14 protein-coding genes are annotated in these 12,875 nt (G+C 66.6%); 3 read left to right on the plus strand and 11 right to left on the minus strand.

Features of this window, described 5'->3' with window-relative positions; genetic code table 11:
* Positions 1 to 83 precede the first annotated feature (83 nt).
* The 9 genes from mazG to ACODSL_RS11760 form a co-directional block, all read right to left on the minus strand.
* A complete protein-coding gene (gene mazG, locus ACODSL_RS11720; RefSeq protein WP_488900873.1) occupies positions 84 to 896 on the minus strand; it encodes a nucleoside triphosphate pyrophosphohydrolase in 813 nt (270 codons plus the stop codon).
* The gene (locus tag ACODSL_RS11725) at positions 871 to 2,304 is read right to left on the minus strand and encodes an MFS transporter (protein WP_488900874.1); all 1,434 of its coding nucleotides are present in this window, start codon (positions 2,302 to 2,304) and stop codon (positions 871 to 873) included. Before ACODSL_RS11725 ends, mazG begins: the two co-directional genes overlap by 26 nt.
* A 96-nt stretch (positions 2,305 to 2,400) precedes the next feature.
* The gene (locus ACODSL_RS11730; protein ID WP_488900875.1) at positions 2,401 to 2,913 is read right to left on the minus strand and encodes a hypothetical protein; all 513 of its coding nucleotides are present in this window, start codon (positions 2,911 to 2,913) and stop codon (positions 2,401 to 2,403) included.
* 77 nt (positions 2,914 to 2,990) lie between these two features.
* Positions 2,991 to 4,007, minus strand: coding sequence for a hypothetical protein (locus ACODSL_RS11735; RefSeq protein ID WP_488900876.1), 1,017 nt, complete (start codon positions 4,005 to 4,007; stop codon positions 2,991 to 2,993).
* Positions 4,008 to 4,262: 255 nt separating this feature from the next.
* On the minus strand, positions 4,263 to 5,066 hold the full coding sequence (locus ACODSL_RS11740; RefSeq protein WP_488900877.1) for an MBL fold metallo-hydrolase: 804 nt from the start codon (positions 5,064 to 5,066) through the stop codon (positions 4,263 to 4,265).
* The gene (locus ACODSL_RS11745) at positions 5,063 to 5,842 is read right to left on the minus strand and encodes a TatD family hydrolase (RefSeq protein WP_488900878.1); all 780 of its coding nucleotides are present in this window, start codon (positions 5,840 to 5,842) and stop codon (positions 5,063 to 5,065) included. Before ACODSL_RS11745 ends, ACODSL_RS11740 begins: the two co-directional genes overlap by 4 nt.
* Positions 5,842 to 6,843 (minus strand): DNA polymerase III subunit delta', encoded by a 1,002-nt coding sequence (locus ACODSL_RS11750; RefSeq protein WP_488900879.1) that lies wholly within the window; start codon positions 6,841 to 6,843, stop codon positions 5,842 to 5,844. The genes ACODSL_RS11745 and ACODSL_RS11750 overlap by 1 nt, the downstream gene beginning before the upstream one ends.
* Positions 6,840 to 7,469: a dTMP kinase gene (gene tmk, locus ACODSL_RS11755; RefSeq protein WP_488900880.1), complete on the minus strand. Its 630-nt coding sequence runs from the start codon at positions 7,467 to 7,469 to the stop codon at positions 6,840 to 6,842. Before tmk ends, ACODSL_RS11750 begins: the two co-directional genes overlap by 4 nt.
* Before the next feature lie 61 nt (positions 7,470 to 7,530).
* On the minus strand, positions 7,531 to 8,046 hold the full coding sequence (locus tag ACODSL_RS11760) for a septal ring lytic transglycosylase RlpA family protein (protein ID WP_488900881.1): 516 nt from the start codon (positions 8,044 to 8,046) through the stop codon (positions 7,531 to 7,533).
* A 151-nt stretch (positions 8,047 to 8,197) separates the two neighbouring features.
* Between ACODSL_RS11760 and ACODSL_RS11765 the strand changes: the two genes are divergently transcribed.
* A complete protein-coding gene (locus ACODSL_RS11765; protein ID WP_488900882.1) occupies positions 8,198 to 9,433 on the plus strand; it encodes a pyridoxal phosphate-dependent decarboxylase family protein in 1,236 nt (411 codons plus the stop codon).
* A gap of 16 nt (positions 9,434 to 9,449) precedes the next feature.
* Positions 9,450 to 10,283: an SDR family NAD(P)-dependent oxidoreductase gene (locus ACODSL_RS11770; RefSeq protein ID WP_488900883.1), complete on the plus strand. Its 834-nt coding sequence runs from the start codon at positions 9,450 to 9,452 to the stop codon at positions 10,281 to 10,283.
* 6 nt (positions 10,284 to 10,289) lie between these two features.
* Here ACODSL_RS11770 and ACODSL_RS11775 read toward each other — a convergent pair whose 3' ends face one another.
* Positions 10,290 to 10,835 (minus strand): potassium channel family protein, encoded by a 546-nt coding sequence (locus ACODSL_RS11775; RefSeq protein WP_488900884.1) that lies wholly within the window; start codon positions 10,833 to 10,835, stop codon positions 10,290 to 10,292.
* A 60-nt stretch (positions 10,836 to 10,895) separates the two neighbouring features.
* Complete coding sequence (locus ACODSL_RS11780) at positions 10,896 to 11,426, minus strand: VOC family protein (protein WP_488900885.1); 531 nt, start codon at positions 11,424 to 11,426, stop codon at positions 10,896 to 10,898.
* 143 nt (positions 11,427 to 11,569) lie between these two features.
* Here ACODSL_RS11780 and ACODSL_RS11785 point away from each other — a divergent pair, with 143 nt between their 5' ends.
* The gene (locus ACODSL_RS11785; RefSeq protein ID WP_488900886.1) at positions 11,570 to 12,751 is read left to right on the plus strand and encodes an amidohydrolase family protein; all 1,182 of its coding nucleotides are present in this window, start codon (positions 11,570 to 11,572) and stop codon (positions 12,749 to 12,751) included.
* The last annotated feature ends 124 nt before the right edge of the window (positions 12,752 to 12,875 follow it).

The raw sequence follows: 12,875 nt of genomic DNA on the forward strand, positions 1-12,875 counted from the left end.
ATTCTCATCCCACCTGACTCGAAGCCGAATCTGGGTCCCGGCTCTTCGCGCTTCGCGCTGCGGCCGGGATGACAGTGTTTGGGCTAGGCCCGCTCCGCCGCCTTCGCCTCGTCCCACAGCGCGTCCATCTCGGCGAGATCCGACATCTCAGGGGTCTTGCCCCGCTCCGCCAGCGCCGCCTCTATGAAGCCGAAGCGGCGGACGAACTTGGCGTTGGTGGCGCGCAGGGCGTCCTCGGGCTCGATGTCCAGGGTGCGGGCCAGGTTGGCGATGACGAACAGCACATCACCCAGCTCGCCCCGCAGCTTCTCGATGTCGCCGCCGGCCACCTCGGCCTTCAGCTCGGCGACCTCCTCGTCCAGCTTGTCGAGCACCTCGTTGACGCTGGGCCAGACGAAGCCGACGCGGGCGGCGCGTTTTGACAGCTTCACCGCGCGGGTGAGGGCAGGGAGGCCGACCGGTACGTCGTCGAGGATGCCGTGGCGTTCCTTGCCGGCCCGTTCCTGCTGCTTGAGCACTTCCCATGCGACGGTCTGCTCGCCGGCGGTGCGGTGACTGACGTCGCCGAACACGTGGGGATGGCGGCGGATCATCTTGTCGCTGATGGCGGTCGCCACGTCGGCGAAGTCGAACGCGCCCTGTTCTTTCGCCATCCGGGCGTGGAACGCGACCTGGAAAAGCAGGTCGCCCAGCTCCTCCTTCAGGTCCTTCAGGTCGTTCCGCTCGATGGCGTCGGCGACCTCATAGGCCTCCTCGACCGTGTAGGGCGCGATGGTCGCGAACGTCTGCTCCAGATCCCAGGCGCAGCCGCCGGCGGGGTCGCGCAGACGATCCATGATCTCCAGCAGGCGGAAGACAGGGTGGCTGGCGTCAGGTGACGGCGGGGTTTGCGACATTGGGCTCGATCCCCGCGACATCTTCCGGAACGACGGGCGGGAGCGCTCCGTCCTTCTCGCCGAGCTGGCGGAGAATCTCCGCGTGCCGGGCTTCCGTCAGGGGATAGCCGATCATCACCGCCGCCGCCAACAGACCCACGATGCCGGGTACGAAGGCGTACAGCGCCTGCAGGCCCGTCATCGACAGCGGGGTGCTGTTGGCCGCCGTGTGGGCGTCAAAGCCAAGGGATCCGAGCAGGATCAGGCTGGTCACGGCGAGCGCCGACCCGATCTTCACCGTGCCGGTCAGGATGGCGAACAGCAGGCCGGTGCGATCGACACCCGTGGCGAGACGTTCCTCGTCACCATAGTCGGCCATCATCGAGCGGAGCAGAAGCGCGCCGGCGGAGTAGGGGATGCCGGCCGCGATCAGGAAGGGTGTCGCCAGCCAGAAATTGCCCGCCGGCAGGAAGACGACGCCGAACTGAACGGCCGCGTAGGTGACGCAGGAGGCGATCAGCGCCTTCGACTTGCCGACGCGCTTGGCCAGTCGGGTCCAGATCATCGCGCCGAGGATGGCCGCGACGAAATAGATCAGCAGCAGCGCCGAGGACTCCAGGAAACTGAACTGCTTGATGCGGATGAAGTAGAAAAAGAACAGGGTTCCGGCGATGCCGGGCGCCAGACCCGTCGCCAGATCGGCCGCCAGGATCCGGATCACCGTCGGTCGCGCCAGAAGGCGGAAATAGTCTGCCAGCGTGGCGTTGGCGGAGACCGTCTCGCCGGCGGCGTTGACCGCAGTGCTCTCGATCGGCTTCGGCTCGGGCACTCGCCAAAGCGCGAGCAGCATCATCAGCGGCAACAGGCCCACGATGAACCAGCCCTGGCCGTGCAGGATGCCTTGTTGGCCGATGCCCTTGCTGGCGAGGCTAAGCACCAGCGGCATGGCGAGGATCATGATCATGCCGATCACGTTGCCCGTCTGCCAGAAGGCATAGATGCGCGAACGCTCGTGATAGTCGGTGGTCAGCTTGGCTGCCCAGGACGTATGCGACAGCACCGCGATCGAATAGCCAAGATAGACCACGATCAGCCACAGCCAGAGATAGCCGGTGGTGACCCCCGGTTTGGCCATGAACAGCATATAGATAGCGAGCATCAGGATCGGCGCGCTGATCGCTATCCAGCCCTTGAACCGACCGAATGACCAGCGCGTGCGGTCCAGGATGGTGCCGAAAATCGGGTCGAATCCGATATCCACGAGGCGAACCAGCAGGAAGGCAAGTCCGACCGCGGCGACATCGAGGCCGAGCGTCTCGGAATAGTAGTGGGGGAGGCTGATCGTCAGCGGCAGGCCGAACGCCGCGAGGGGCAGGCAGGGGGCGGCGAACGCCGCGAGGGTCAGGGTAGATCGTCGGCCGCCGGCCATGTCGCCTCGCTAATCACAGGTCGGCGTTGTGGGTAATCGCCGTTCATGGGAAAAGAGCCCGCGAACGGCGATGACGCAAGTGAAAGCTGGCCGGTCCTACCGTTCGGCGACGAGGTCGCCCTTGGTCAGATGGCGGGCGAAGCGGTCGAAGGTGGTCTCGGCGTCGGTCCAGGTTCCAGCGCCGACGGACCAACGGATGTCGGTCTCGTACCAGTCATAGCTGAGCGGGACCTGTTGGCCGTCGGCAGTTTTCAGCACGCCGCTGATCTTCGCGCCCCCGAGACCGAAGCTTTCGTAGGACAGGCCCGGCCTGCGGTTCATCTGGCGCATGGTCGGACGGTTCGGGGTTGCGGCCTCGATCACCAGATCCAGCGTCCCGCCAGCCGGTGAGAGGCCGCCGCCGGCGCGGCCGATGGCCTGGATCACCGAGTCGCGCAGATCGGACGCCAGCATATCCAGATCCCGTTGGCCGTACTCGTCGGCCTTGTCCTGCAGTTCGGATCCGATCGAGACCCGAACATCGGCGACCGGCCCGAGCGGCGCGGCGTGGACACTGAAGGCGAGGGCCGACGTGGCGGCGATGGACGATATAAAGGCAACCAGACGCATTGAAACACTCCGCGAGTTCTATGCCCCTCTGGCTTGAGGATAGAGCGGCGGCGGGGTCTTGGAAAGGAGGGGGCCGATCACTTCAGCGCGGCGACCGCCTGGGCGTAGACGCGGTTCATTGCCTTTGCACCGCTTAGGGCGGCGCGCTGGAACTGGCCGACATTCGCCTGGTACTCGTAGGACGAAGAGCTGTAGGCGAAGCCTGGCCCGACCTCATACGGCTCGGCCATGCCGCTGTTGACCCGGGAGTTCCACCAGGCGACCTCATCCCGGTTGGAATGTTCGCGAGTCTGAACGAGCTGGCCGCCTTGGCCGAGTCGAATGCGCTTCTGCAGTTGCGCCCGCCCGCCGTCGCCGCCGAACTTGTTCCGCCCATGATACGCGCCGAGGCCGGTCCACAGTTCCACCAGATACATGCCCGGATCGATGCCGGTGCTGGCGCTGCCGCTGTAGACGCTGCTTCCCGAGCTCGAAAGCTGCGCGAAATCGATGATGATATTGGGGATCAGCACCACGGCGTCGAGCTCAAAGCTGAGGTGGCTCAGCGCCATGGCGTTCTTCAGGTCGAACGGCGACTTGTCGGTGATCGGGGAGTCCGCGTTGGTCAGAATGAGGTTCATGCCGTGCGGCGGGACCATCATGACCCGGCGAGCGTCCGCTGCTGGCTGCTTGCGAAAGGGTACGGGTGAGGCCTTGAGTGTGGCGAAGGAGGGGGCCTGGCGGATGGCGTCCATCAGCAGCAGAGGCCTGCCGGTCTGGCGCAGCACATCCGCGAAGTCGACGAGCGCATGGTCAGCGATCGTCTGGACCTCATCGATGGACAGGCCGGTGAGCGAGGCCGCCGTGCTTGATTGCGCGCTCCCGGCGCCGCCGAACGCCTTGATCTCGCTTTGCACCACCAGGCCCAGATTGTAGCCCAGGATGGCGATGTTCTTGAACGGGCCCATCGCCGAGAAGGCCGCGCGACTGTTCATCACGTTCGGGGTCAACGAGCCGATATCGGCGAAGTCCTGGGCCTGAGCGGCGGCGGCAACCCCAAGGCCGCTGACCAGACCCGCGCCCGCGAGGCCGGTGATGACATCACGCCGCAACATGGTGACCTCCTGAACGGCATGTTCATTCTGGCCCGAGTGATGTGCGAAGTGCGGGTCACAGACCAGCGAACGCTTGACCGGAAGTTTCAGAGTTGCATCCCCAAAAAGGGGGGCGGTAACCGCAGGATGCACCGGGAACGCTGGCGGATACGGCGCGGCCTGGAGAGCAAGGCCCCGGCGCCGGCAAGTCAATCAACTTTGCGCCTAAGGAATATTATCGGAAATAACTGGATTGGCGACGCGACGGTTCGGCCACTAGAGGCCGATCGTCAGCGTCATGCCGTCGTATGCGGGCTCCACACCATCCGGAAGAGCTGACCGCAACATCCTGTAATCCATATCGATATGCATGTTTGTCAGGATGGCGCGGCGTGGCCTGATCCGGGCGATCCAGTCCAGCGTGCGCTCGAGATGCGCGTGCGTCGGATGCGGCGTGTGGCGCAACGCATCGACGATCCAGGTATCAACGCCCGCCAGCGCCTCGAAGGCGGAATCCGGCAACCCATTGACGTCCGGCGAATACGCCACCGGTCCAAACCGGTAGCCGACGCAGCGGATATGGCCGTGTTCCTGATCGAATGTGTTGACCGGGACTGGTCCTGACGGGCCCTCCACCACAAAAGCCTCGCCGTAGGGCGGCAGTGAAACGGAGTCGAGGATAGCTGGATAACCGCCGGTATTTTCAAAGATATATCGAAACCGGGTCGTCAGCGCGTCATGGGTGGCGCGGTCCATCCAGGCCGGAATTCTGGCGCGCTGGCGCAGGAAGAAGGCGCGAACGTCGTCGATGCCGTGCACCTGGTCGGCGTGGTCGTGGGTGTACAGGATGCCGTCGATCCGTTTCACCCGCGCGGCGATGGCCTGCTCGCGCAGGTCCGGCGAGGTGTCGACCAGAACTGTCGTCTCCGCGCCCTCCCCCTTGCGACGCAGGAGGAGGCCGCAGCGGGTGCGCCGATTGCGCGGCTCATCCGGGTCGCACGCGCCCCAGTCGCCATCGGCGCGCGGCACGCCGCCGGACGATCCGCAGCCGAGGATGGTGACCTCGAGCACGCCGCTCATGGACGGGGGATCCTGTCGAACAGGGTGAAGAAGGCATCCTCGGTGCGCTGCTCGGCGTCTTCGAGCGTCCAGCCGCGGATTTCGGCCAGTTTCGCCAGCACATGCGGCAGGAAGGCTGGCTCATTGCGGCGGCCCCGCATCGGCACGGGCGCGAGATACGGACAGTCTGTCTCGACGATGATCCGGTCGGCCGGCATGTCGGCGATGATATCCCGCACATCCTGCGCCGCCTTGAAGGTGGCGATGCCGGAGACCGAGAACCACGCTCCCAGCGCCGCCGCCCGCCGCGCCAGCTCGGGGCCGCTGGTATAGCAGTGCATCAGCAGCCGGAACGGGCCGGCCGCGTATTCCTCTTCGAGGATCTCCGCCATGACGTCATCGGCTTCGCGGGTGTGCACCACCAGCGGCAAGCCGGTCTCGCGCGCGGCGATACAGTGCTGGCGGAACACGGCGGCCTGCACCTCGCGCGGGCTGAGGTCGTAGTGGAAATCGAGACCGCATTCGCCGATGCCGACGACTCGCGGACGCCCGGCCAGATCGATGAGGATATCCGCCGTAAGATCTGGATTTTCCTTGGCTTCGTGCGGATGGGTGCCGACGGTCGCCCAGATGTCCGGGTTCTCGTCGGCCACGGCGTAGGTGGCGTCAAAGGTCGACACCTTGTCGCTGATATTGACCATCAGCCCGATGCCCGCCGCGCGGGCGCGGTCGATGACGTCCTGGCGATCGTCGGCGAACTGCGGCGCGTGCAGATTGACGTGGCTGTCGATCAGCATCAGGCAGCCGCCGCCGCGCGCAGCTCACGCATCGCGGTCCAGAAGGCGTCGGCGCGGTCCAGGTTCAGGCCTTCGGTCTGACCAGGCAGAACCCGTAGCGCCTCCCAGGCCAGCACCCAGCGATCGAGACCCTCGCCCGTCCCCGCCATGGCCTGGGTGGCGGCCATGTCGTGGATTCGGGCGGTCAGGCGGTCGATCAGCAGGTCGAACCGGCCCTGCCCTTCCGATCCGCGGAAACTGTCCGCCAGCAGCATCAGCGCGCCTTCGTCGAGCCTCGGCAAGGTCCGCAGGATTTCGTGCGCCGCGTCATCGGCGCCCAGCGCGTCGGCCGCCGCCAGGCGAAGCGCGAGACCCGGCGCTCCGCCGGCCATGCTCGCCAGCCGCGCGGCTTGCTCGTGCGTCAGATCACTCCGGGCCGTCAGGAATTCCACCGTGAGCGCCTCGCCCGGCGCGTTGAACGCCAGCCGCCGGCAGCGCGAGCGGATGGTCGGCAGCAGACGGCCCGGCGCATGGCTGACAAGGAAGATCACGCCACGCGGGGGCGGCTCCTCCAGGGTCTTCAGAATGGCGTTGGCCGAGTTGACGTTCAGATCATCGGCCGCGTCGATGATGGCGACACGATAGGGGGAGGTCGCCGGGGTCTGGGAGAAGAATTCCGCCAGCCGCCGCGCTTCATCCACCGGGATGACCTTGCGAAGTTTGCCGTCCTCGCCCAGGCGCTCCAGCACCATCAGATCCGGGTGAGACCGGGCAGACACCTGCCGCACCACGGGATCGGAGCCGAGCGAACCGAGCACGCCGTTGGCGGGATCCGGCCTCGCGCCGAGCAATCGTCGCGCGGCGCGATAGGCGAAGGTTGCCTTGCCCACGCCCTCGGGCCCCGTCAGCAGCCATGCGTGATGCAGACGCCCGCGCTCGATCGCTTCGAGGAAGGCGTTTTCCTGCTCTTCCGCCCCCTCAAGCAGGAAGGCGTCGCGGGGATGGACGGGCTCGTCGCTCATTCGCCCAGCCGGTCGGTAACCGCGCGCCAGACGAGCGCGGCGACCTCGTCTTCGGTCCCCGAGGCGTCAATGATCACGCACCGCCATGGCTCGTCATGCGCGATGGCCAGATAGGCGGCGCGCAGGCGGGTGTGGAAATCGAAGTCCTTGGTTTCGAACCGGACCTCGAACATGTCACGGCCAAAGGCGCGCTCCAGGCCAATCTCGGGCGGCAGGTCGAAGACCAGCGTCAGGTCCGGCCGGTTGTCGCCGACCACGGCCCGCTCGACCGTTTCGATGAACTCGGCCGGCACGCCGCCGCCGGCGCCCTGATAGGCGCGGGTCGAGTCGCAAAAGCGATCGCAGACCACCCATTCGCCGAGCTCCAGCGCCGGGACGATAGTCCGCTCAAGATGATCGCGCCGCGCGGCGTTCATCATCAGGGTTTCGGACATCGGGGACCAGCGATCGGCCTTGCCCTCGACCAGCAGACTGCGCAGGGCTTCGGCGCCGTCCGAACCGCCGGGTTCACGCGTGCGGATCGCGCTCCGGCCCTCGGCCTGCAGCCGGGTCGTCAGGATGCGGGACTGGGTCGATTTGCCCGTCCCCTCCCCGCCTTCGAAGGTGATGAATTTTCCGCGCGCCACGACGCCCTCAATCGGACGGAACGGGGCCGATGTCCAGAATGGGCGGGCTTTGAGCTGTGGACTATCTGCCGGCCGGCGCCGGCCCGAGGTAGCGGACCCGGACACGCGCGACCCCCTTGCGCGCCATGCCCAGCTGCTCCGCGGCCGCTTTCGACAGGTCGATGATCCGGCCGTCGACGAAGGGCCCCCGGTCATTGACCCGCACGCGGATCTTGCGGCCGGTGTCGAGATCGGTGACCTCGACGATAGATGGCAGCGGCAGGGTTTTGTGGGCGGCCGACGGCAGGTCCATGTCGAACGTCTCGCCATTGGCCGTGCTGCGATTGTGGAACTGTTCGCCGTACCAGCTCGCGACGCCCTTTTCGTCGTAGTCCGGGTCGTAGCGCGGCGTGTACCAGACGCCACGCACCTGGTAGGGCCGCATCGTCGCCGGCGCCCGGCCGCCCGGCGCGGACCGCTGCGGCGGGCCCGACGGGTCCGGACCCTTGATGGCGTAGCTCGGCGAAATACAGCCGGCCAGGGCCAGCGAGGCCAGCAGGACGGCGATCAGCGACAGGCTTTGGCGTGCGGCGAACATGGCCCCCTCCCCGGTTCACGGGAGGTCAGCCTACGGCCCAAGGGTTTTCAGCGTGGTTAAGAGCGCGAAAACCCTGTTTCGGGCGCCGGAACCGCTCGACGCAGCCGTCCGGGGAGCTAGGCTGGTCAAAATTTCAGGGACGGAAGCACCGATGAGCCAGTCACTTCCCGAACAGGGCGCGCCCTGGGCGGAGACCCGCGCGAGAATGCTCGAAATGGCCGCGGGCGACGTCAAATGGCGCGACGGCAAGGCCGCCGTCTATGTGTTCAACGCAGGGGAAGACGTCGAGCGGGTCCAGAAGGAGGCCTATGCGATGTTCGCCTCCGAGAACGGGCTCGGGCCGGCGGCGTTTCCCAGTCTGGCGCGCATGGAGCGGGAGGTGGTGGCCAATGGCCTCGCCCTGCTGCATGGGCCCGAGGGCGCTGCCGGGTCGATGACCAGTGGCGGCACCGATTCCATCCTCATGGCGGTCAAGGCATCGCGCGACTACGCCCGAAAGGTGCGCGGGGTCGCAGGCCCATTGAACATTGTCCTGCCCTTCTCCGCCCATCCGGCTTTCGACAAGGCCTGCCGGGTCATGGAAATCGAGGTGCGGCGCACGGCGCTGAAGGACTACCTCGCTGATCCTGTCGCCATGGAGGCGGCGGTCGATGACGCCACCATCATGATTGTGGGATCGGCTCCGTGCTTTCCCTACGGTCTGATCGATCCAATCGAGGAACTGGGCGCACTCGCGGAACGTCGCGACCTGTGGCTGCACGTCGATGCCTGCGTCGGCGGCTACATCGCGCCCTTCGTGCGGATGAACGGCGCGGACATTCCGCCGTTCGATTTCGAGGTCGCGGGCGTGCGGTCGATGTCGGCCGATCTGCACAAGTACGGCTACTGCGCCAAGGGCGCGTCGACGGTGTTCTTCCGGTCGGAGGACCTGAAGAAGCACATGATCTTCGAAGTCGGGGACTGGCCGGCTGGCAAGATGACCACGCCGACCCTCGCCGGCACACGCCCCGGCGGCGCCATCGCGGCGGCCTGGGCGATTATGAACGTCCTCGGGGTCGACGGGTATCGCGACAAGCACGGAGAGGTGACGAAGGCCCGCGAGATCATCGAGGCCGGCGTCAGGGCTCGGGGCTTCACCGTCATCGGGCAGCCGAAGCTCGGCCTCCTTGCCTTCACCCGGGACGACGTCGACTGCATGGCCATTCTCGGCAAGCTCTACGAACGCGGCTGGGTCACCAGCGCGACCAGCCAGCCGCGTGGTCTGCACCTCATGCTGTCGCCGGTGCACCTGACTGTGGCCGAACGGTACCTTGCCGATCTCGACTGGGCGACGGAGGCCGCCCGGGGTCAAACGGGCGCAGCGGCGAATGTGGGTTACGCGCGATAGGCGCGAAGGGGGCGATATGAAGAACTACAAGGGCGTCACAGCGCTGGTCACGGGCGCGTCGTCGGGCATCGGCAAGGCGTTCGCCGAGGATCTGGCCGCACGGGGCGCGAAGCTGATCATCACCGCGCGGTCGGAGAGTGGCCTGCAGTCGCTGGCGCAAGACCTGCGCGCACGGTTCAAGACTGAGGTGGCGGTCATTCCGCTCGACCTCGGCCAGCCCGGCGCCGCCGCGCGGTTGATGGACGCCGTGCATGGCCAGGGCCTGACCGTTGATCTGCTGGTCAACAACGCCGGCTTCGGCAAATGGGGTGCGTTCCTCGAGATCGAAGGGCCGTCGAACGCCGAGATGATCCAGCTGAACGTTACGGCGCTGGTCGAACTGACCCACCTCAGCCTTCCCGGCATGATCACGCGGCGCAAGGGCGGGGTGATCAACGTCGCCTCGACGGCCGCCTTCGTGCCCCTGCCCTATGCGGCGGTCTACTCGGCGGCCAAGACGTTTGTTCTCTATTTCAGCGAAGCGCTGTGGGGCGAGACCCGGGACAGCGGCGTGCACGTCATGGCGCTCTGTCCGGGCGGCACGGCCTCGAACTTCGCCGCCGTTGCCAGCGACCTGCCGGGGGCCGGTACGGGCCGCCCCGGGCTCGACAGCGCCGCGTTCGTGGCCTCCGAGGGCCTGAAGGCGTTCCTGCGCCGCAAGACGGTGGTCATCACCGGCAAGGGCAACCAGCGCCTTCGCTGGCTGCCGCGTCTGATGACCCGCAAGCAGATTGTCATCGCCATGGGCGACCGCTGGAAGGGCGTGGTTGATCAGGTCGCGGCGGCCAGAAAAGCTCAACCCCGCGCCTGAGCCGCCTCACTCCGGGATCGTGGCCGACGGATTCTGTCGGTCCTGTGGATCGATCGCCTGTCCTTGGGCGACCGGCGGCGCAGGGCGTGAGCGCCTGGGCTCGAGCCAGTCGTGCTCGAGCAGCCGCAGACGACCCGTCACGGAAAACAGGAAGGCGGTCGACCAGGCGATCAGGATCACGCCGTTGGCCGCCTCGATCGCGCTGAGCATCCGCCAGGTCGTCGGCAGGACCACGTCGCCGTAGCCGACCGCGACGAAGGTGACGGTCGAGAAATAGAGCGCCGGTTCGAGCGACGGCAACGCGTTAAGCGTCAGATAGAGCATGGCGTAGAGCCAGATCTCGACGGTGTGCAGGGCGAAGATCCCGAACACCACCATCAGCACCAGCATGGCCTGGCCGCCGTGACTTCTGTCCGCGCGCAGGCGGGGGCCAGTATGCCCCATGATGCGCAGGAGCAGGATCAGACCCCAGAAGTGGATGAGCACCGTGATCCCGACCATCGCGGTGGCAAGGACGAGGTTCTGGAACAGGCCGACGTGGGTGGGGTTCATGATGGACACATCGTACACGATCCGCGCGACGGGCTGTTTGATCTGACGCCCTGAGGCGGCCTATTTCACCGGCCGGATCGGATCGGTTCCGTCCCAGTCCACGGCGGCGCGCCGGATATGGTCGAAGAAGCGCATCTTCGTTCCGCTCACATCCGACAGCTCGACCACCGTGCCCGGGTGCTCCTCGTCGGTGTCGAAATAGACAAAGCGTCCGTTCGGTCCATTGATCTGGCCTTCGTGGCCGATGGCCAGGCCTCGGGCCAGCGCGGCGTCATAGTCGGCCTGGTAGTTCATCGACCACCAGGACATGTGCTGCAGCCCCTCACCGTGTTTGGCCGCGAACTCGCGGTAGAGCGAGGGGACATCATTGCGCTGCTGGATCAGCTCGATCTGCAGATCGCCGGAATTGGCCAGGGCGATCGACAGGTCGATGTCGTAGGCGACGCCGCGATGGCGGAACCAGTCGACGGGGACCTTCTCGATGTAGAACCAGGGCCCCACGCCCAGCACCTCGATCCAGTGCCTCATCGCCGCCTCAACGTCGCGCACGACATAGCCGTTCTGGCGGACCGGACCGGTGAAACGGCTCATGGCGAAGCTCCTCTGCGCGGGGGCAGCCTCAGGGAGTCGGGCGGACGGCGCAACCGCCCGGCCTTGACGGACCGGCCCGCAGGTCGCCGAATGGCGCCCAACGGACCCGCCGCGCGGCCAGAGGTCCGGTGGGAGGATGTCCGATGCCGTACGTCGAAGGCCAGACCGTTCACGACGCCGACTCCCATGTCATGGAGCTACCCGGGACCATCGAACGCTACATTGATCCCGCGTTCCGAGAGGCCCTGTCCGCAAAGCTGCGCAAGGCCGCCCGTGATGAGGCCTGGGTCGACCAGGCCCGCGCACTCCAGGAGGATCCGGCGTTTCGCGCCGGTCAGGCGGACAACCTGCTGCTACGCAAGAACTACCAGGCTCTCGGCGCCTTTGATCCCGTCGACCGGCCACTGGCCGTGGACCTGCTGGGCTTCGCCAGCCAACTGGTGTTCACCACCGCGGGACTCAGCCTGTTCGCCCTGGAGCATGGCGACGATCCGGTCCTCGCCGTCGAGGCGGCCCGGGCTCACAACAGAATGATGGTCGACTACTGCCAGGTGGACCGCCGTCTGCTGCCGACCGCTTATGTGCCCCTGGTCGACCGGGCTCGCGCCGTCGAGGTCGCCCGCGAGGCGATCGCCCTCGGGTGCAAGGGCCTGATGATCCCGTCCCAGGTTCCCAAACACCACGCCCCCAGCCATGCCGATTTCGACCCGCTGTGGGCCCTGGCCCAGGAGGCCGGCCTGCCGATCCTGTTCCACGTCGGCGGGGAGAAGAAGCTCGATCCGGCCTATTTCGACAACGGCGGCCCGCAGGTGCTCGACTTCCATGGCGGAGCGGAGAACTTCACCTCGGTCAGCTTCATGGCGATCCCGGTGTCGATCTGGCAGACCCTTCCGGTGCTGGTGTTCGACGGGGTGTTCGACCGGTTCCCCGATCTGAAGTTCGGGGCCATCGAGTTGGGCGCCGGCTGGCTGCCCAGCCTGATGCAATTCATGGATTCCGCCGCCCTGGCCTTCGGCAAGGAGGAGCGGCTGCAGCGTCTGTCGGCGAAGCCGAGCGAGATCCTGAAGCGGCAGTTCTTCGCCACGCCCTACCCGCACGAGAACGTCGGCTGGATCATCAGTCAGGTGGGCGAGGACATGTGCCTGTTCTCCTCGGACTTTCCGCATGTGGAAGGCGGCCGCAATCCGCTCAAGCGGTTCAACGATTCGCTGGAGGGCGTCTCGACGGCGGGCCGGCGCAAGTTCTTCCGCGACAACTTCGTCAACCTGATGGGTGCGGGGTTGCCGGCTGATCTGCACGACATACCCGGGCTGGTCGCGGCTTGAGCGCCAATCCCCGGATCGGGGACCGATCGTCACCGAACCTCGATTGCCGTTCCGGATTCTGGCGCCTAACCTCCCGCCCCGACGGCGCATTCGACGCCGCGCGGAACCCAAAGGGGGGACTATC

It is taken from the genome of Caulobacter sp. FG121 (genome assembly GCF_057809815.1).